The organism is Streptomyces sp. NPDC059534 (assembly GCF_042743475.1).
Classification (GTDB): Bacteria; Actinomycetota; Actinomycetes; order Streptomycetales; family Streptomycetaceae; genus Streptomyces.
Window position 1 is genome coordinate 50,964 of record NZ_JBHWAQ010000034.1, and the last position, 19,730, is coordinate 70,693.

The window sequence follows — 19,730 nt, forward strand, 5'->3', positions numbered from 1 at the left end:
TCGGCGTACGCCCTGCGGGACTGTTCGGCCCGGCGGCCGGCGGGCCGCCGTTCGGCGGCGTCCGGGGGAGTGAGGGGCCCCGCCGCGCACGGTGCCCCGGCCTCCCGCCCGGCGCCCCGAATCCCTACGAACGGGTGGACCGGCGCGCCGGCCGAGCCGCCCCCGGACGTCCCCGCGCCGGGCCCCCGGGGCGGCTCCGAGTGCGCTCCGCCGAAGTGGTGAGCGGGCCCGTCGGCGGGCGCCGCGCCGTGTGTCCTGCCGGGGCGCCGGGGCCCCGGGGGCTAGCGTCGGAATGCGCTCGGTGATCTTGAGGGCAGTCCCCTGTCCGCCCCTGGCGTCCCCGCCCGAGCGCCCCAAGTCACCCCTGTCCCAAGGGAGTTCCCATGCCCGCACTGAAGGCATCGGCACGTCGTGTGCTGACCGCCGCCGTCCTCGCCGCCGCCCTCGCCCTGCCCATGACCGCCGTCGCGCACGCCGAGGAGTGCAAGCCCGACGACCAGGCATGTCAGGACAAGGAGGCCAACGCCAAGGAGGCCAAGGAGATCGAGGAGCAGCAGAAGAAGACGCAGGAGGCCGCCGGCAAGGCCGACAAGGACATCGCGGACGTCGGCAAGAAGCTCGACGAATGCCCGCCCGGCTCCAGCTCCTGCATGGGCAAGCTGACCGGGGGCAAGGGCGCCGCCGAGGAGAAGGGGCTCGCGGAGATGACCACCACCATCTCCACGTACGAGCCGGAGCCCACCGACAACGCGCAGACCGCCGTGACCTCCACCTGCACGGCCTTCCCCGCCTCCCTGCCGCAGGGATCCGACGGCCAGGGACAGTCACCCTTCCCGGTCTCCCAGCTCTGCTCCCTGCTCGGTTCCTGAACCACCCCGCCCCCCACGTCCTCCCTCGCACGAAGGGTTCCTCCGTCATGCCTCCGCGCCGTCCCCGCGCCAGCCTGCCGTCCCTCGCCCGCCCCCTCGCGCTCACCCTCGGCCTCGCCGCGCCCCTCGGCCTGCTCGTCCAGCCCGCCGCCGCCGAGGAGGGGCCGGGCGAGACCCCCGCGCCCCGGGCCGTCCGCGCCGACGGCCGCCCCGCGAAGATCGCCGACGTCCTGGAGTACTGCGGGACGAAGCGCACGGCCTGCACCTTCACGATCGACCCGAAGCAGGACCGGGAGTACGCCACCGCGGTCAAGTCCCTGGGCAACGCGGTCGTCAACTGCACCACGAGCGACATGAGCGTCGACCGGGCCGTCACCCTGCGCACCAGCAGCACCGACAACATCGGCGGCGAGATCTCCGGGAAGATCGCCGCCGAGGGCACGGTCACCGCCTCGGGCGAGGTCACCACCAACCTCACCAACGACATCACCAGCGAGAACAAGACCCCCAACCTCAAGGACGGTCCGACCTCGACGAACGGCACCAAGACCAGCGTCGCCGCCGGAGGCAAGGTGGCCGGCTCGATGAGCGCGAAGCTCGCCTTCGAGGCCGCCTTCAAGGCCACGTACTCCAAGTCCTGGACCATCGAGAACTCCGAGACGACCACGTACAAGACCACCGTCAAGCCCTACGACATGCTGGTCTTCGGGGCGAGCGCCGCCATGCGGCGCGTGGTCGGCAGCCTCGTCACGGACAACGGGCAGAAGGTCCTCGGCATCCGCGTCGACAGCCCCTCCATGGTCAACAGCAGCACCTTCGTCGCCCAGACGTACGCCGTCCCCGACGGGCTCTGCGGCCGCAAGCGCCCCACCGGCGACACCGCGCCCGACAACGACAACGCGCCCCCGCCCGGCGGACTCCGCGACGCCGTACGGGAGGTGCCGGCCGTGCGGGCGGTGCCCCCGGGCGCCGACCCGAAGCGCGAAGTCGTCCTGTCGTCCCACGGTTCCTGAGCCGGAGGAGTCCCGCCATGCACCGTTCGCTCTCCGCGCTCGCCGTCCTCGGCGCCGCCGGGCTGCTGCTCCCCGCCGCCGCCCTCCCCTCCTCGGCCGCCGCCCCCGCAGAGCAGGCCGTCCCCGTCCTCAACGGCGACTTCGCCGACCCGGTCATGAAGGGCGACGGCCCGACCACCGTCGGCATCGACTTCTGGACCGGCCTCAACCAGCGCTACTCGCCCGCCGCTTCGGGCCGCACCGACGCCTCCCACGGCGTCGCCCTCCAGAAGGACGGCAACACCCTGCGGCAGCGGCTCCGCGGCGTGCGCGCCGGGGCGCGCGTCACCGTGACCTACGAGGACAGCCCCGCCGTCTCCAAGGAGTGCACCGGGGAACAGGTCGCCGACGGCCAGCCGTACGCGGTCACCGCCTCCGGCGGCCCCGTCCAGGAGGTCACCACCGCCGGCGACCCCGACCGGGTGAAGGGCACGCCCGGCAAGGGCCGTTGGACCGGCCGCGCCTATGTGTTCACCGCCGGCGAGAACGAGCCGCTGCTCACCTTCACCTCCCGGGTCACCGACACCCGTACCCATGTGACCTGTTCGCCGATGATCGCCCGCGTCCGCGCGGCCGAGGTGCCGCCCGCCCTCGACAAGACCGTCGACAAGACACGCCTCGGCACGTCGGAGGCGTACAAGGGCAACGACCGCGAGAGCACCCTCCACAACGCGGCCGCCGCCTGCAACGGCGAGAACGCCTGTGTCTTCCGGCCCGACGCCCGGATGTCCTTCCGCTACTACGACGAGGCGCGGGTGGTCGGCGAAGCCTTCGTCAACTGCACCCGGAACACCCTGGAGCACAGCCGGCTCCTGTCGTACGCCGAGCGCAGCCACGACAGCATCGCCCAGACCTACGCCGACGCCGGCCTCGCGCTCAACGAGGTGGCCAGACTGCCCACCAGCGGGGTGCGGGAGGAGGACGAGAAGCGGGTCAAGGAACGCCCGATGGCCACCCAGTTCGCCCTCGCGTACGAGAAGGGCTGGCAGCGGCCCTGGCAGTGGTTCAGCAGCGACCAGCGGACGATCGTGGAGCGGATCCAGCCCGGAGAGGTGAGCTGGGTCGAGATGCAGCCGAGCCGCGAACGGGTCGAGGGCTGGTTCGTCAGCAAGAAGGACGACTACCGGCTGCACGCCGTCGTCGACGGCCCCTCCCGGGCCGTCCCCGACCGGCTGCTCCAGCGCACCGGCCCCATGTCGGAGGCCGAGAAGCAGCGTTGCGCCGCCTCCCGTCCCATGACCACCACCCCGGTGGGCGCGGACGCGCCCGCGAGCTCCAGCGACAAGGGGCTCCTCAGGACACCGGCGCCGACGGCCCCGGGCGTCCGCGCCGCGTCCCGGAGCCTGCCGCTGGGGTGACGGGCACCTCCACCGCGGGACCGGGACCGCGCCGTCTCACCGCGCCACCGCGGTGAGACGGCGCAGGACCTCGTCCCGGCCCAGGGCCCGGGCCACCGCGAAGAGGTCGGGGCTGCGGGTGGCGCCCGTGAGGGCGACGCGGACCACGTTCGCGACCTCCCTCGGCGGCCCCGCCCAGCGGCCCGGCTCCCGGCGCCAGGCGGCGGTGTCCGGGGCGAAGCCGTGCCGCTCCGCGAGCTCCCCGAGCCGTCCGTACCACGCGTCGGGGGAGGCGCCGGGCCCGGTGGCGAAGGCGGCGTCGGCGGCGAAGTCCGCGGCGATCCGGCGCACCAGCTCCGGGGCGAGGCCGCCGTACCGGTCGTCCCCGGCCGTCGGCACCGCGCCGAACAGCTCCGCGAAGAAGAAGCCGTAACGGTCCCGGAAGCACGACCAGCGCTCCAGGTCCTTCCGGGCCGGCGCCCCCTCCGGGCGGCCCGCCGCGACGGCCGCCAGGGCGAGCCCCTCCTGTCGGGCGAGGACGGCCGCGAGCTCCGGGTCGTACTCCTCCGCCCAGGCGAGGAGCTGCGCGTACACCTCCCGCGGAGGCAGTGAGGCGATGAACTCCCGGCTCAGGGAGTGCAGTTTGGGCAGATCGAGCAGAGGGCCCGAGGGCCGCATGCCGTCAAGCCGGACGGTCGCGGCGAGCGCCTCGGCCGTGGGCACGTCCATCAGCCGGATGTTGGCCAGACCGCGCAGATAGTGCTGGACGGCGGCCGGCGGATAGCCGGCGGACAGGTAGTAGTCCACCGACGCCTCGGGGTCCTTGCGCTTGCTGAGCTTGCGGCGCGAGGCCCCCTCGGCCTTCATCAGCGGCGCGAGGTGCGCGTACGCCGGCGGCTCGAAGCCGAGCGCGCGGTGCAGCTGGAGGTGGACCGGCGTCGAGGAGAGCCACTCCTCGCCGCGCACGACGAGCGTCACCCGCATCAGATGGTCGTCCACCACGTGCGCGAAGTGATACGTCGGCAGCGGCAGTTCGTCCTGCGACGACTTCAGCAGCACGATGTCGTTGCCGTTGTCCTGCATCGTGACGGAGGCGCGGATGCGGTCCGCGAACCGCACCCGGCCGGGGAACTCGTACGGGCAGCGGAACCGCACCACGTACGGCTCGCCCGCCGTGATCCGGCGCGCCGCCTCCTCCGGGGCGAGCGTCCGGCACGGCGCCCAGCGGCCGTAGTAGCCCAGCGGGGACCGGCCCGCCCTCTGCTCCACGCCGCTGTGCGCCAGCAGCTCCTTGCCGCAGAAGCAGGGGTAGGCGCGGTCCTGCCTCAGCAGCTCGCGCACATGGCCGAGGTAGACGTCCCGGCGCTCCGACTGGAGGTACGGACCCCACGCCCCGTCCCCGGAGACGCCGCCCTCGTCGGGCGCGAGACCGAAGGCCCCGAGCAGCCGGGAGAACTCCTGGGCCGCGCCCGCCACTTGACGCGCACGGTCGGTGTCCTCGACGCGCAGCACGTGCACACCGCCCGACTGGTGGGCCAGCGCCCGGGCCACGGCCGCCGTGTACAGGCCGCCGATGTGCAGATGTCCGGTGGGGCTCGGGGCGAAGCGCGTCACCTCCGCGCCGTCCGGCAGGGCGCGCGGCCGGAACCGGCGCTCCCAGTCGGCCGGTTCCGGAAGGTCGGGCGGGAACATCGCGTTGATGACGGACAGGTCGAGCACGGTGGACTCCCTCCTGGGGTTCCTGGAGAGATCCACCGTAGGCCGGTGACCGGCCGATTCGAGAGGCCCGGCGGCGCGAGGCTGCGGAACCCCGAACCCTCTTCGGCGTTGGAGGCTGCGAGGGCCGTGCCCGGTCAGTAGCGTCCCGAGGACCGCTCCGTACGGAGCACGACGGGGCGTGACGTCCGGGGCACGGGACGTCCCCGAGCACGGGACCTCCGGAGCACGGGACGTCCCCGAGCACGGAGACGTACGCCGTACCGCGACGGACGGCCGTACGACGCACGGAGACGCACGACAAGGAGGGTGTGATGGGCGGTACGCGCGCCGTGGGCCTGCTGGCGCTCGGCTCCTTCGCCGTCGGGACCGACGCCTATGCGATGGCCGGACTGCTCCCCGCCATCGGCGCCGACCTGCACGTCTCCGTCTCGCTCGCGGGCCAGACGGTCACCGCCTTCACCCTCTGCTACGCGCTCGCCGCCCCGCTGTTCTCGGCCGTACTCGCCCGCTGGGGCACCCGTACGCTCCTCGTGACCGCGCTGGTCGTCTTCGCCGTCGCCAACGCCGGGAGCGCCCTCGCGGGTTCGTACGCCGAACTCCTCGCCGCCCGCGCGCTCTCCGGCGCCGGAGCCGGCCTGTTCACCCCGGCGGCGGCGACCGCGGCCGTCGCGCTCGTCCCGCCCGAGCGGCGCGGGCGCGCCCTCGGCCTGGTCCTCGGCGGGATGAGCGCGGGCACCGTCCTCGGCGTCCCGCTCGGACTGCTCGTCGCCGCCGGCTCCGGCTGGCGGGCCGCCCTGTGGCTGATCACCGGCCTCGGCCTGGTGGCGCTCCTCGGCGTCGCGACGGCGCTCCCGGCTGTCGAGGGGGCCGCGGCGCCCTCGCTGCGGGCCCGGCTCGGCGCCCTCGCCCGCCCCCGAGTGGCCGTGGTCGTCGCCGTCACCTTCACCCAGACCGTGGCCAGCCTCGGCCTGTACACCTACCTGGAACCCGTCCTCCACCGGGCCGCCGGCGTCGGCAGCGCCGTCCCGTACCTCTGGGCCTGGGGCATCGGCGGGGTCTGCGGCAGCCTCCTCGCCGGAACCCTCGTCGACCGGACCGGGAGACCCGCCCTCCTCGCGGTGACCCTGCTCGGCACCCTCGGCGGCGCCCTGGCACTGCTCCCGTGGACCGGCTCGGTCCCCGGCCTTGTCCTGCTGCCGCTGATCCTCTGGGGCGCGGCCGGCTGGGCCTTCGTCGTGCCGCAGCAGCACCGGCTGCTCGCCCAGGACACCACCGGGAGCGCCGCGGGCGCCGCAGCCGTCGGCCTCAACAGCTCCGCCACCTACCTCGGCGGCGCCGCCGGCTCCGCGCTCGGCGGCCTCGCCCTCGCCCACGGGCTCGACGCCCGCTGGCTCCCGCTCCCCGCCGCCGGGGTCGCGCTCGCGGGAGTCCTCCTCCACCTCACCGTGGCCCGCGCGGTCGCCCGGCGCGCCCCGCTTCCCGCGGACGCCGTCACCCCCGGCGCCGGCCACGCGACCGACCACCGCATCACGGACCATGCCAACGGGGGCGGAGCCGCGGACGCGACCGCGGCCGAGCCCCTGGAAAGGAACGCGCCATGAAGTTCGGCGTCAATCTGCCCAACTACGGGCCCGAGGCCACCCCCGACGCCCTCGCCGACTGGGCGCTGCGGGTCGAGTCGATGGGCTACCACTACGCCATGGTCTCCGACCACGTGGCGCTCACCCCGGACGTGCAGCACCTCTTCCCCGCACCGTTCTACGACCCCTTCGCGACCCTCGCCTGGCTCGCCGGGATCACCAGGACCGTCGGGCTCGGCACCACCGTGACGATCCTCCCGTACCGCCACCCGGTGCACACCGCCCGCGTCGCCGCCAACATCGACCGGTTCAGCAACGGGCGGCTCGTCTTCGGCGCGGCCGCGGGCTGGGCCGCCCGGGAGTTCGCGGTCCTCGACGTGCCGTACCGCAGGCGCGGCGCGATCAGCGACGAGTACCTCGCCGCCATCAAGGCGTGCTGGGCGAACGAGGTCGCCTCCTTCGACGGCGCCCATGTCTCCTTCCGCGAGGTGCACACCGGGCCGCTGCCCGTGCAGCGCCCGGGACCGCCCGTCTGGGTCGGCGGGCACAGCTACGGCGCGCTGCGCAGGGCCGTCCGGCTCGGCGACGCCTGGCACCCCACCTCCGTCTCCGGCGACTGGCTCCTCGGTGTCGGACTGCCCACGCTCCGCCAGGTCGCCGAGGAGCAGGAACGCCCCGTCCCCGACGTCTGCCCCCGGATCAAGCTCCGGGTCACCCCCCGGCCGCTCGGCCCCGGCCGTCTCCTCGGCGAGGGCACCCGGGCGCAGATCGCCGACGACCTCGGGCTGCTCCAGGACATCGGCGCGAAGGCCGTGGTCCTCGACCCCACCTATCCGGGCGACCGGCGCGAGGCCGGCCGCACCGCGCGGGACCTCGACGTCCTGGAGACACTGGTCAAGGAGGTCATCGACGTGGACGCCGGCTGCGTACGATGACCGAACGGCGGGAGCGGGAGGGGGTGCGGGACGTGGCCGATCCGGATCTGCGGAAGCTGCGGGTGCTGAGGGAACTCAGCGAGCGCGGCACCGTCAGCGCGGCCGCCCAGGCGCTCCACCTCACCCCGCAGGCCGTCTCGCAGCAGATCAGTGCCCTGGGACGGGAGTTGGGCGTGCCGCTCACCGAGCCGTCCGGCCGACGGCTGCGGCTCACGGGCGCGGCGCGGATCGTGCTCCGGCACGCCGACGCGGTCTTCACCCAGGTCGAGCAGATGCGCGCGGAGCTCGCCGCCCACCAGAGCGGCGAGCGCGGCGAGGTGGCGGTCGCCGGCTTCTCCACCACCCTGTCGGCGCTCATCCTGCCCGCCGTGGCGCGGCTGCGGGAGACCCGGCCGCTGCTGCGGACCTCGCTCGCCGAGGTCGACCCCCCGGAGAGCTTCTCCCTGCTGCACCGCGGGGAGACCGACGTGGTCATCTCCGCCGACACCACGAGCAATCCGGGGCCCGCGGGCGACGACGGCCGTCTCGACGGCCGGTTCCACCGGGTCGCGCTGTGCGCCGACCCGTTCGACATCGCCCTGCCGGAGGGCCACCGGCTCCTCGACAGCCCGAGTCTGCGCCTCGCCGACCTCGCCGACGAGACCTGGATCTTCGCCACCACCGGCATGTGCCACGACATCGGCGTCGCCGCGTGTACGGCGGCCGGGTTCACCCCGCAGGCGTCCCACGCCATCGGCGACTGGGACGCCACGCTCGCGGCGGTGCGGCTCGGCCTCGGGGTGGCCCTCGTCCCGCGCCTGGCCAAGCCGGCGCCGCGGCCCGAGGTGACGATCCGCGCGTTCAGCGAGCAGGCCCCCTCCCGGACGGTCTTCGCGGCCGTGCGGGAGGGCAGCCAGACCTCCCCGGAGATCGCCGCCGTCCTGGACGCGCTCCGCACCGTGGCCAGGGCGGCCGTCGCCGCCTGACCAGGCGCGACACGATTCGCCACGGCTGGTGGACGGTACCGTCCACCAGCCGTTGCTGGACCCGCCCGGGAGCCGGTGCGAGGCTCGTTCCCGTACCGCGGACCGCCGGGCGCGCGTCCCCCTTCGCCTCTTCTCTCACTTCTCTTCTCGTAGAGCGGGAAACACCCATGTCCAAAGCCACGTACGCGCGGCTGGCCGCGCTGAGCCTGATCTGGGGCTCCGTCTTCCTGTGGATCAAGATCGCCGGGTACGGCTTCTCGCCCGTGCAGATGGTCCTCATCCGGCTCGCGCTCGGCGCCGTCGTCATCCTCGCCATCGGGTACGCCAAGGGCCTCCGGCTGCCCCGGGAGGCGGCCACCTGGGGCCATCTGACGGTCGCCGCGCTGCTCGGCAACGCGGTGCCGTGGACGCTGTACGCCGAGGGCGAGATCGCCGGCTCCAGCAGCGTCGCCGCCGTCGTCAACGGCAGCGCGCCGATCTGGACCCTGGCGGCCGCCCTGCTGCTCGGCCAGGAGAAGAAGGTCTCCGGCTTCAAGGCAGGCGGGGTGCTGCTCGGTCTCGGCGGCACCGCGCTCATCGCCTCGCCGTGGAACTCGGCCTCGTCCGGCACGGGTTGGAGCATCCTCTGCTTCGTCCTCGGCTCGATCAGCTTCGGCGCCAGCTTCGCCTACATGGGCAAGTTCCTGGTGGGCAGGGGCATCCCGCCCCTGATGCTGGCGGGCGGCCAGCTCAGCGCGGCCACCGTGCTGCTCCTGGCCGTCTTCCCGTTCCTCGGTCTGCAGACCATCACCTGGCGCACCGACTCGGTGGTCGCGGTCCTCGTCCTCGGCGTGGTCTGCACCGGCTTCGCCGCGCTGCTCAACTTCGAGCTGATCATCAAGGACGGGCCCACGGTGGCCTCCACCGTGACCTATCTGATGACCGCGGTGGCCGTGGTCCTGGGCGCCGTCGTGCTCGACGAGCCGCTCGGCTGGACGGTGTGGCTCGGGGCGGTGGCGGTGCTCGCCGCCACCGGGCTGCTCCGGCGCAAGCCGCGCCCGGCCGTCGCACCGGTGCCCGAGCCCGCCCCCGTGCCGACGGCAGCGGCGGCCGATTAACGGGACACCGTCGAAATTCGGCAGCACAAGGCGATACCCGGCCGTTTTCCGGCGGCCGGGTGGGCGCCATTCCCTCCGTACCCCCGGGGGCCCCTCGTATTCCCCGCGACCCGGTTCTCGGGGCCCTCGGATCCCCGTTAATACGGGGCCGCGGCCCGCAACATTGTGTTCATTCTTCGGGCCGGTGGCGGGTGGTAGCGTCGGATGTGGAAACACCCGGCCTTTATGGGGGAGTCGTACGTGGCTTTTGTGGTCGAACTCGTTTTCCGTGGCAATGAGACGGACCGGCTGAGTTTCGGAGAGGCGCACCGGACCTACTGGAAAAGGATGGCCGCGCGCGGCATCCTGCTCGGTGGCGGACCCTGGCGGGACGGCACCGGCGAACTCCTCGTCTGCGAGGCCCCGGACCGCCGCACGCTCTTACGGGTGCTGTACGCCGACCCGTACGCGCAGGCACAGGTGATCGGGGAGCTCCGGGTCCGGGAATGGAACGCGGTCATGGGGCACGTGGTGCTCGCCGGCCTGGAGCGCTCCACCGGCGGCGCCGGGACCCACGAACGAATACGCGGGGGCGTTCCGGCGCCCGTCGCACCGATCGTCTCGTCGCGCGCCCGTGAGGAACTGACCGCCCACGAGCGCCGCATCGCCACGATGATGCTCGACGGCCTGACCAACAAGCAGATCGCCGAGTCCTTCACGGTCTCGACCCGGGCCGTGGAACTGCACATCACCCGGATCTACCGCAAGCTCGACATCCGCCGTCGCGCCCAACTGGCCGCTGCCATCGACCGGTTCGAGGCCGCGCTGGCCTGCTGAACCCGCTGCCGCAGCCGCGGCCGCGCCGCACCCGCACCCGCACGCTCACACGATGGGAGTCACCATGCCGCTGGTCGAGATAACCGTTCCCGAGGGCACCCTCTCCGAAGCCGCCGCGGGGGTCCTGCAACAGCAGGTCGCCGACTCCGTGCTGAGGGCCATGGAGCTGCCCCGCACGGAGTTCTTCGCCGCCGCCACCTGGGTCTACGTCCGGGAGGCCGCCAAGGGGTTCGCGACCACCGGAGCCGGCGCGCCGCCGGGCGTCCTGGTCGTCCTCACCCCGCTGGAGGGCTTCCTCACCCCCGAGCGGAACGAGGCCCTCTCCGTCGAGGTCACCCGCCAGGTGCGCGAGGCGACCGGCCCCGACACCGTGGTGTGGCTCGTCGTCCACGAGGTCCCGGAGGGGAACTGGGCCGTGAACGGCGGACTGACCCGCCGGGCGAAGATCGACGAGTTCGTCGCCGAGGCGGCCAGGACCGCCTGAATTCCGCTTTCGCGCCCCGCTCCGCCGGCGCCGCACCGTATTCACGGTGCGGCGCCGTTCGCATTTCCGGGATCCGTCGGGCGGGTGCGGAATCCCGTATCGATGGACAGGTCGATCCGGCCGTACGGTCTTGTTATTGACAACGACGGATGGGAGACAAAGTCCATGGCTCTGCATTCGGCGCCGCGACTCGGTGTGGTGGTTCCCTCGGGAAATGCCGCCGCCGAACCCGAGATCGGCAGCCTTGTCAGCCCCGCATTCAATGTCCACACCTCGCGATTCCCGGTACTTCCCGGAAAGGACCTGCGCGGCCGGCTGGAGAAGTACAACGACGTGCTCCCCGAAGTGCTGGGGAATTTCGGCGGACTGCGCCTCGACGCGGCCGTCGTCTCCTGCACCGGTTCGCACTACCTCCTCACCCCGGACGGCGACCGGGCCCTGTGCGAGGAGCTCTCCGAGCGGGTGGGAGCCCCCGTACGCTCCGCCGCGCTGGCCATCCTCGACACCGCGCGGGCCGTCGGCGCCGAGCGGCTGGTCCTCGTCTCGCCGTACGAGCCCTGGCTCACGGAGCTCTCCCACGGCTACTGGGAGTCGGCCGGCCTCAAGGTCGACCAGGTCGTCAAGATCCGGGCCGGCGCCCGCTTCTCCCCGTACGACGTGACCACCGCCGAACTCGTCGCCCAGGTCCGCGAGGCCGAACTCCCTGAGGACGCAGCCCTGTTGTTCACCGGTACCGGAATGTTCACCTTCGACGCGCTGGCCGAGCTCGGCCGGGACGGCGGACACACCCTCCTCACCTCCAACCTGGCGAGCGCCTGGTGGGCCCGGGACACCCTCGGGCTCCCGGCAGAGGGCCCGGACGCCCATCCGCTGCTGCGCCGGCTGGCCGAGCGGACCGGCCCCCGTCCCGTTGCGGCCGCGGCCGCCGTGGCGACGCCGTGAGCGGCGGGTCCGCGGCCCTCCCGCCGGTCGCCGTCGTCGGCGCCGGACCGGTGGGCCTGGCCGCCGCGCTCGTCCTGGCCCGGTCCGGGGTGGCCGTGACCGTGTACGAGGCGCGGGAGGCGCTGGCCACCGAGTCGCGCGCCTCCACCTTCCACCCGGCCACGCTCGACCTCCTCGACGAGCTCGGCGTCGCGTCGGCCCTGCGCCGCCAGGGCCGTACCGTCGACCGCGTCCAGTGGCGCGACCTGGACGGCGGCGTCCACGCCGAGCTCGACTACGCCCTGCTCGCCGGACACACCGGCCACCCCTACCGGCTCCACGTCGAACAGGCCCGGCTCACCCCGCTGCTGCTCGCCGAACTGACCGCCACCGGCCTCGCCGACCTGCGCTTCGGGACCACCGTCACCGGCGCCGAGGACACCGGCGGCGGGGTGCGGCTGCGCGCCGAGGACGGGGCCGGGCGGGTGTCCCGCACCCCCCACCCGTACGTCCTGGCGGCCGACGGCAGCCGCAGCCGGCTGCGCGAGCTCGTCGGGCTCCCCGGCACGGCCGAGGTGTACCCGGACTACGCGCTGCGCGTGGTCACCGACACCCCGCTCGACGAACTGGTCCCCGGGCTGGCCCCGTTGGCGTACGTCCGCGACGCGCGGGCCTCCTTCAGCGCCCTGGGGATGCCCGACCACTGGCGGCTGATCTTCCGGATCCCGCGCGGCGTCGACCGGGACGAGGTGCTCGCCCCCGACGCCGTACGGGCCCGGGTCGCACAGGCCCTGCCGGGCGCCGCCGGACGGGCCGTACGGATCACCGACGCGCACACCTACCGGCTCGCCCGCTTCCTGCTGCCCCGCTACCGGGCCGGCCGGGTGCTGTTCGCCGGGGACGCGGCCCATCTGACGTCCACCGCGGGCGGCATGAACATGAACTGCGGGCTGCACGACGCGGTGGAGACCGGCCGGGCCCTCGCCGCCGTCCTGCGCGGCGACACCGCGGCCGAGGCGCTCCTCGACGCGGCCCTGGAACGGCGGCGCACCGTCGTCGAGTCGGCGGTCATCCCGCGCAGCGAGGCCCGTACGGCCGGACTGGCGGACCCCGGCGAACTCCCCGCCCGGATCGCCGCCCTGCGGCGCACCGCCGCCGACCCCCGCTCGGCCACCGACTACCTGCTCAAGGCATCACTTCTCGACGTCGCACCACGACCCCTGAAAGGTGACGCACATGCGGATCTGGTTTCACAAGCACACCGTTGAGGGACGGCTCCCGCTGCTCGACCAGTGGTACCGGGAACACCTCGACGCGATCGCCGCACCCGGCACCACCGTCGACATCAAGACCCTCCCGGCCGACACCTACCCCGACCGCACACCCTTCGGCCTGGTCGGCCACCACTCGGCCCAGGTCCTCTTCAGCCGGCACTTCTCCGAGTCCGCGCTCGTCGCGGAACGCGAGGGCTACGACGCCTGGGTGATCGCCGCCGGCCAGGACCCCGGCCTGCGCGACGCCCGCCACCTCGCCTCCATCCCCACCCTCGGCTACGGCGAGACGGCGTTCTTCCTCTCCGCGCTCACCGGGCAGCGCTTCGGCGTCCTCGGCTTCATGCCGCCCCTGGAGGAGCCCATCCGGGCCAACATCCGCCACTACCGGCTGGAGTCCTCGCTCAGCTCGTACGAGGTCGTCCCCGGCGGCTGGGACTCCGTACACCGTTCCCTCGAAGGGGACTTCGACGAGTTCGTCGAGGTGTACTCGGCCGCCGCCGAGCGGGCAGCCCGGGCCGGAGCAGAGGTCATCATCCCCGCCGAGGGCATCCCCAACGAGATCCTCTGGCACCTCGGCATCCACGAGCTGCACGGCCTGCCCGTGATCGACCCGGCCGGCCTCGCCGTCAAGCTCGCCGAGACCCTCGTCCAGCTCGGCGAACTGAAGCTCTTCCAGCGCAGCGGCCACGGCTACTGGTTCAGCCGCCCCGAGGAGCCCGTCGCCAAGCACCTGGAGCAGGTGTTCCTCGGCGAGGCCCTCTAGGAGATGCCGTGTCCCCCGCCCCGCACCGCGCACCGCACCCGCATTCCCACGCGCGCCCGCACGCCGCCATGCCCTCGAAGGAGACACGCTCATGACGTACGACGCCTACGGCCGCAACACCGCGGCCACCGACCCCGCCGCCCCTTACTACCGCCCCCGCCGGCTGCGCCGCACGCCCGCGCTGCGCCGCTTCGCCGCCGAGACCCGGGTCGGCCCCGCCAACCTCGTCCAGCCCCTCTTCCTCCGCGAGGGCCTCACCGAACCGCGTGAGATCCCCTCCATGCCGGGCGTCTTCCAGCACACCCGCGACACCCTCCGCAAGGCCGCCGCCGAAGCGGTCGCCAACGGCGTCGGCGGCCTCATCCTCTTCGGCATCCCCGAGCACAAGGACCCCACCGGCACCGGCGCCGTCGACCCGGACGGCATCCTCCAGGTCGCCCTGCGCGACGTCACCGCCGAGGTCGGCGACTCCACCGTGGTCATCGGCGACATCAACCTCGACGAGTACACCGACCACGGCCACACCGGCGTCCTGGACGAGCACGGCGACGTCGACAACGACGCCAGCATCGAGCTGTACGCACAGGCCGCCGTCGTCCAGGCCGACGCCGGCGCCCAGATCGTCGCCCCCAGCGGCATGATGGACGGCCAGGTCCGCCGTATCCGCGAGGCCCTCGACCAGGCCGGACACCAGTCCGTGGCCATCCTCGGCTACTCCGCCAAGTACGCCTCGCACTTCTACGGCCCCTTCCGCGACGCCGTCGAGTCCACGCTGCGCGGCGACCGCAAGGGCTACCAGCAGTTCCCCGGCAACATCCGCGAATCCCTCCTGGAGGTCTCGCTGGACGTGGCCGAGGGCGCCGACCTGGTGATGGTCAAGCCCGCGCTCGCCTACCTCGACATCGTCCGGCTCATCGCCGACCACGTGCAGGTCCCCGTCGCCGCCTACCAGGTCTCCGGCGAGTACTCGATGGTCGAGGCGGCCGCCGCCAAGGGCTGGATCGACCGCGACCAGGTCGTCCGCGAGAGCCTCGCCTCCATCCACCGCGCCGGCGCCACGCAGATCATCACCTACTGGGCCTCCGAGTTCGCCCAGAGCCTGGACCGGTGACCCGGTGACCTCGTCCGCCACCATGCTGGTCCTCGGCATCAGCCATGCCAGCGCCCCGCTCGACCTCCTGGAGAGACTCGCCGGCACCGACCGGCCAGCCGAGGACCTCGTCTCCGACGTGACCTCCGTCGACGGCATCGACGCCGCCGTCGTCGTCTCCACCTGCAACCGGCTGGAGATCTACGCCGAGACCCGAGGCGGCCCCTCCGACCTCGGCGAACTCGGCGACCTCGGCGAGCTGTTCGCCCAGCACACCGGCGTCGACCGCGAGGAGATCGCCCCGCACCTCTACAGCCACCACGCCGACGGAGCCGTCCGCCACCTCTTCGCCGTCGCCTCCGGACTCGAGTCGGTCGTCGTCGGCGAGGACCAGATCCTCGGCCAGGTGAAGCTCGGCCTCGAACGGTCCCAGCGGCTCGACCGGACCGGCCGGGTCCTCGCCAAGGCCGTCCAGACCGCCCTGCGGGTCGGCAAACGGGCCCGCAACGAGACCGGACTCAACGAGGCCGGCCGCTCGCTCGCCACCGCGGGACTCGCCTTCTTCGAGCGCGAGGTCGGCTCGCTGCACGGCAAGACCGCCCTCGTCATCGGCGCCGGCGCCTTCGCCGGAGTCGTCGTCGCCGCGCTGCGCCGCTCCGGCCTCGACCGGGTGCACGTCGCCAACCGCACCCCCGACAAGGCCCAGCGCCTCGCGGACACCACCGGGGGAGCGGGATACGGCCTGGAGGACGTGCCCCGGCTGCTCACCGAGGTCGACGTGGTGGTCGGCGCCACCGCCGCCACCGGCCACCTCGTCACCGCCCGGCAGGTCGAGGAGGCGCTCGCCGCCCGGGACGGCCGCGAACTGTTCCTGCTCGACCTGTCGCTGCCGCACAACATCGCCCCCGGCACGGCCGAGCTGCCCGGCGTCACCTTCGTCGACCTGCGCCGGATCGCGGAGGAGGGGCAGGAGGACGAGATCTCGGCGGCCAGCGTCCAGGCCGCGCACGAGCTGATCGACGCCGAGGTCGAGCAGTTCAGGACCGGTCTGCGCCTCGCCGGAGCCAAGCCCGTCCTCACGGCGCTCCGCACCGCCGCCACCGAGGCGGCGGAGGCCGAACTCGACCGGCTCGCACGCCGGCTGGAGGGCCTCGACGGCGCGGCCCGGCAGGAGATCGGCCGCAGCGTGCGCCGGATCGTCGACAAGGCGCTGCACCAGCCGACCGTCCTCGTACGGGAACTGGCCGCCGATCCGGACGGCGCCCGGCACATCGCCGCCTTCACGCGGCTCTTCGCCGCCGCGGAGGCCCGCGGCGACAGCGGTGACCACCCGAACGACCCGAACGACCCGAACGACGCGAACGACACGAACGAGAAGAAGATCGAGGCCATCGCATGAGTGACATCTCGGCTCTCTGGGAAGCCGAATCCATCGCGGTCATCGGCGCCAGCGAGCGCCCCGGCGCCCTGGGCCGCAAGCCGCTCGACTACCTCCTCCGGTATGGCTACAAGGGCCGCATCCTGCCGGTCAACCCGCGCTCCCCCGAGGTCCTCGGCGTCCCCGCGTACCCCAGCGTGAAGGACGCCCCCGGCCCCGTCGACCTGGCGCTGATCATGGTCTCCGCCGAGCGCGTCCCCGGCGCCGTCGACGACTGCGTGGCCGCCGGCGTCAAGCTCGCCGTGATCGCCTCCTCCGGCTTCGCCGAGACCGGCGAGGAGGGCGCCCGCCTCCAGGCGGAGATCGTCGCCAAGGCCCGCGCCGGGGGCCTGCGGATCATCGGCCCCAACTGCATCGGCGCCGTCGGCTACGAGAACCGCGTCCTGGCGACCTTCAGCCCCCTCTTCGGCGCCGAGTCCGTCCCCTTCGAACCCGGCACCCTCGCCTTCGTCAGCCAGAGCGGCGCCCTCGGCTTCGGGGCGGCCAGCCTCGCCCTGGAGCGGGGCCTGCGCCCCGGCTGGGTGGTCAGCACCGGAAACGACGCCGACGTCACCGCGCTCGAAGTCCTCCGCGAACTCGCCGCCGTCCCCGAGGTCACCGGCCTCCTCGGCTACCTGGAGGACACCCCGGACATCGGGACCCTGCGCGAACTGGCCGGCTCCGGCAAGCCCGTGGCCCTCCTCAAGTCGGGCCGTACGGAGGCGGGCGGCCGGGCCGCCGCCTCCCACACCGGTGCCCTCGCCACCGACGACCGCGTCCTGGACGCCGCCCTGCGCGGACTCGGCATCGTCCGTGTCGACGACATCGACGAACTCCTCGACGTCGCCCGGGTCTTCGAGTCCGAGCGGCGGCCCACCGGCAACCGGGTCGCCGTCGTCACCACCTCGGGCGGCTCCGGCATCCTCGCCGCCGACGCCGTCGAGGCGCACGGCCTGGAGCTCAGCGCCCTGGAGCCGCGCAGCAAGGAGGCGCTGGCCGAGATCGTCCCCGCCTTCGGGGCGATCGACAACCCCGTCGACATCACGGCCACGGTCCTCAGCGACCCCTCGCTGTTCGACCGTTCCCTGGACGTCCTGATAGCCGACGACACCGTCGACATCATCGTCGCCGCCTTCTGCGTGATGGCCGGCCCCGACGTCGAGAAGGCCGTCAACGCCCTCTCCAGGGCCGCCGAGAAGGGCGGCAAGCCCATCCTCGTCGCCCGCACCGGCGCCGACTTCCTCGCCCCGGACGCCCCCCGCGACCTGCGCGAGGCCGGGCTCCCCGAGTACCCGACGCCGGCCCGCGCCCTGCGGGCCGCCGCCGCCCTCTGGGAGGTCAGCCGCCCCCGTACGCTGCCGGACGCGCCGCGCCCCGGGACCGTCCCCGGCCCCGGCGCCGGAGCCGGCGAGCCCGAGCTGAAGAGGCTCCTCGCCGAGGCCGGCATCGCCGTGCCGAAGGGCCGGATCGCCCGGGACGCCGAGGACGCGGCCCGCGCCGTGACCGAGGCCGGCGGTACGGCGGTGCTCAAGGCCGTGGTCCCGGGCCTGCTCCACAAGACCGAGGCGGGCGGCGTCGAGATCGGCGTCACCCCCGGCACGGCGCCCGAGGCGTACACCCGGCTCGCCGCGCTCGGCGGGCAGGTGCTCGTCGAGGAACTCGTCGGTGAGGGCGTCGAGTTGATCGTCGGCGTCCACACCACCGACCTCGGCCCGGTGCTCACCGCCGGCCTCGGCGGCATCTTCACCGAGGTCCTCGACGACGTCGGCCACCGACTGCTGCCGCTGGCGCCGGGGGAGGGAGCCGAACTCCTCGCCGGGCTGCGCGGTGCGAAGGTCCTCGCCGGGGCCCGGGGCCGGGCCGCCGTGGACGTGTCCGCCGCCGCCGAACTCCTGCACAAGGTCGCCGAACTCGTCCAGGACTGGCCGGCCGGCTTCGCGCTCGACCTCAACCCCGTCCGGGTCCTCCCGAAGGGAGCGGTCGTCCTCGACGCGGCCCTCGCCTTCGACCCGGCCCCCGGCTCCGACGAGGCCCCCGGCTCCGACGAGGCCCTCGTGTCCGCCGCGGCCCCCGGGTCCGACGCGTCCGAGGAGGCCGGCCGATGAGCGGCGGCGAGAGCAACAGCAAGGCGCTCTTCGAGCGCGCCCGCAAGGTCACCCCCGGCGGCGTCAACTCGCCCGTCCGCGCCTTCGGCGCCGTCGGCGGCACCCCGCGGTTCATCGCCTCGGCGAAGGGCCCGTACCTCACCGACAGCGACGGCAACGAGTACGTCGACCTCATCTGCTCCTGGGGCCCGATGATCCTCGGCCACCGCCACCCGGCCGTCGTCGAGGCGGTCACCCGGGCGCTGGAGCACGGCACGTCCTTCGGGGCGCCGTCCACCGGAGAGGTCGAACTCGCCGAGGAGATCGTCGACCGGGTCGACCCGGTCGAACAGATCCGCCTCGTCAGCTCCGGCACCGAGGCGACGATGTCGGCGATCCGCCTGGCGCGCGGATTCACCGGACGCGGCAAGATCGTGAAGTTCGCCGGCTGCTACCACGGGCACGTCGACGCGCTCCTCGCCTCGGCCGGCTCGGGCCTCGCCACCTTCGCGCTGCCCGACACCCCCGGTGTCACCGGCGCCCAGGCGAGCGACACCGTCGTCCTGCCGTACAACGACCTGGCCGCCGTCGAGAAGGTCTTCGCCGAGATCGGCGACGAGATCGCCGCCGTCATCACGGAGGCCGCCCCCGGCAACATGGGCGCCGTCCCGCCGCTGCCCGGCTTCAACGCCGGCCTCAAGGAGATCACCGCCCGCCACGGCGCGCTCTTCATCTCCGACGAGGTGATGACCGGCTTCCGGGCCAGCCGCTCGGGTTGGTACGGCCGCGACGGCGTCGCACCCGACCTGCTGACCTTCGGCAAGGTCATGGGCGGCGGCTTCCCGGCGGCGGCCTTCGGCGGCCGCGCCGACGTCATGGCCCACCTCGCCCCGGCCGGTCCCGTCTACCAGGCGGGCACCCTCTCCGGGAACCCGGTCGCGACCGCCGCCGGCCTCGCCACCCTGCGGCACAGCACCGCCGAGGTGTACGAGCGGCTCGACCACGTCTCGGACACCATCGGCCGCGAGGTGTCCGCCGCCCTCGCCAAGGAGGGCGTGGCCCACCGGCTGCAGTACTCCGGCACCATGTTCTCGGTCTTCTTCACCGAGGACGAGGTCGTCGACTTCGACGGCGTCCGCGCTACCGAGGCGTACCGGTACACGCCCTTCTTCCACGAACTCCTCCGCCAGGGCGTCTATCTGCCGCCCTCGCCGTTCGAGGCGTGGTTCATCTCCGCCTCGCACGACGACCGCGCGATCAGCCGGGTCGTCGAGGCCCTCCCGGCGGCGGCGGCGGCCGCGGCGGCCGCGAAGCCCTGACGGCGGAC

At 73.8% G+C, this 19,730-nt stretch carries 17 protein-coding genes; 16 read left to right on the forward strand and 1 reads right to left on the reverse strand.

What is annotated here, in order from left to right:
- Window positions 1-383: 383 nt before the first annotated feature.
- The 3 genes from ACFVZH_RS31550 to ACFVZH_RS31560 are packed head-to-tail and all read left to right on the forward strand — an operon-like array spanning window position 384 to window position 3,279.
- Window positions 384-869: a hypothetical protein gene (locus ACFVZH_RS31550; protein WP_384902668.1), complete on the forward strand. Its 486-nt coding sequence runs from the start codon at window positions 384-386 to the stop codon at window positions 867-869.
- Window positions 870-916: 47 nt separating this feature from the next.
- On the forward strand, window positions 917-1,882 hold the full coding sequence (locus ACFVZH_RS31555; RefSeq protein ID WP_384902670.1) for a hypothetical protein: 966 nt from the start codon (window positions 917-919) through the stop codon (window positions 1,880-1,882).
- Between the two features lie 17 nt (window positions 1,883-1,899).
- Window positions 1,900-3,279 carry a hypothetical protein gene (locus tag ACFVZH_RS31560; RefSeq protein ID WP_384902671.1) on the forward strand — a complete coding sequence of 460 codons (1,380 nt, stop codon included), beginning with the start codon at window positions 1,900-1,902 and terminating at the stop codon, window positions 3,277-3,279.
- A gap of 36 nt (window positions 3,280-3,315) precedes the next feature.
- Here ACFVZH_RS31560 and ACFVZH_RS31565 read toward each other — a convergent pair whose 3' ends face one another.
- On the reverse strand, window positions 3,316-4,977 hold the full coding sequence (locus ACFVZH_RS31565) for a glutamate--tRNA ligase (protein WP_384902673.1): 1,662 nt from the start codon (window positions 4,975-4,977) through the stop codon (window positions 3,316-3,318).
- A 311-nt stretch (window positions 4,978-5,288) separates the two neighbouring features.
- On the opposite strand from ACFVZH_RS31565, the gene ACFVZH_RS31570 reads away from it, so the two are divergent.
- The 13 genes from ACFVZH_RS31570 (at window position 5,289) to hemL (ending at window position 19,722) form a co-directional block, all read left to right on the forward strand.
- Window positions 5,289-6,578: an MFS transporter gene (locus ACFVZH_RS31570; RefSeq protein WP_384902675.1), complete on the forward strand. Its 1,290-nt coding sequence runs from the start codon at window positions 5,289-5,291 to the stop codon at window positions 6,576-6,578.
- Window positions 6,575-7,492, forward strand: coding sequence for a TIGR03619 family F420-dependent LLM class oxidoreductase (locus ACFVZH_RS31575; protein WP_384902677.1), 918 nt, complete (start codon window positions 6,575-6,577; stop codon window positions 7,490-7,492). The genes ACFVZH_RS31570 and ACFVZH_RS31575 overlap by 4 nt, the downstream gene beginning before the upstream one ends.
- On the forward strand, window positions 7,489-8,457 hold the full coding sequence (locus tag ACFVZH_RS31580; protein ID WP_384902679.1) for a LysR family transcriptional regulator: 969 nt from the start codon (window positions 7,489-7,491) through the stop codon (window positions 8,455-8,457). Before ACFVZH_RS31575 ends, ACFVZH_RS31580 begins: the two co-directional genes overlap by 4 nt.
- Before the next feature lie 167 nt (window positions 8,458-8,624).
- Window positions 8,625-9,554 (forward strand): DMT family transporter, encoded by a 930-nt coding sequence (locus ACFVZH_RS31585; protein ID WP_384902681.1) that lies wholly within the window; start codon window positions 8,625-8,627, stop codon window positions 9,552-9,554.
- A gap of 225 nt (window positions 9,555-9,779) precedes the next feature.
- The gene (locus tag ACFVZH_RS31590) at window positions 9,780-10,370 is read left to right on the forward strand and encodes a LuxR C-terminal-related transcriptional regulator (RefSeq protein WP_384902683.1); all 591 of its coding nucleotides are present in this window, start codon (window positions 9,780-9,782) and stop codon (window positions 10,368-10,370) included.
- A gap of 52 nt (window positions 10,371-10,422) precedes the next feature.
- A complete protein-coding gene (locus ACFVZH_RS31595; RefSeq protein WP_384902685.1) occupies window positions 10,423-10,854 on the forward strand; it encodes a 4-oxalocrotonate tautomerase family protein in 432 nt (143 codons plus the stop codon).
- A gap of 165 nt (window positions 10,855-11,019) precedes the next feature.
- On the forward strand, window positions 11,020-11,796 hold the full coding sequence (locus tag ACFVZH_RS31600) for an arylmalonate decarboxylase (RefSeq protein ID WP_384902687.1): 777 nt from the start codon (window positions 11,020-11,022) through the stop codon (window positions 11,794-11,796).
- Entirely contained in the window at window positions 11,793-13,043 is a 1,251-nt protein-coding gene (locus tag ACFVZH_RS31605; RefSeq protein WP_384902688.1) for an FAD-dependent oxidoreductase, read from the forward strand. Before ACFVZH_RS31600 ends, ACFVZH_RS31605 begins: the two co-directional genes overlap by 4 nt.
- Window positions 13,012-13,812, forward strand: a complete 801-nt coding sequence (locus ACFVZH_RS31610; RefSeq protein WP_017237779.1) for an aspartate/glutamate racemase family protein — start codon at window positions 13,012-13,014, stop codon at window positions 13,810-13,812. Before ACFVZH_RS31605 ends, ACFVZH_RS31610 begins: the two co-directional genes overlap by 32 nt.
- 91 nt (window positions 13,813-13,903) lie before the next feature.
- Window positions 13,904-14,923 (forward strand): porphobilinogen synthase, encoded by a 1,020-nt coding sequence (hemB, locus tag ACFVZH_RS31615; RefSeq protein WP_384902690.1) that lies wholly within the window; start codon window positions 13,904-13,906, stop codon window positions 14,921-14,923.
- Window positions 14,924-14,927: 4 nt separating this feature from the next.
- Window positions 14,928-16,301, forward strand: a complete 1,374-nt coding sequence (hemA, locus tag ACFVZH_RS31620) for a glutamyl-tRNA reductase (protein ID WP_384902691.1) — start codon at window positions 14,928-14,930, stop codon at window positions 16,299-16,301.
- Complete coding sequence (locus ACFVZH_RS31625) at window positions 16,298-18,424, forward strand: acetate--CoA ligase family protein (RefSeq protein ID WP_384902693.1); 2,127 nt, start codon at window positions 16,298-16,300, stop codon at window positions 18,422-18,424. The genes hemA and ACFVZH_RS31625 overlap by 4 nt, the downstream gene beginning before the upstream one ends.
- Window positions 18,421-19,722, forward strand: coding sequence for a glutamate-1-semialdehyde 2,1-aminomutase (gene hemL / locus ACFVZH_RS31630; protein WP_384902695.1), 1,302 nt, complete (start codon window positions 18,421-18,423; stop codon window positions 19,720-19,722). Before ACFVZH_RS31625 ends, hemL begins: the two co-directional genes overlap by 4 nt.
- Window positions 19,723-19,730 lie beyond the last annotated feature (8 nt).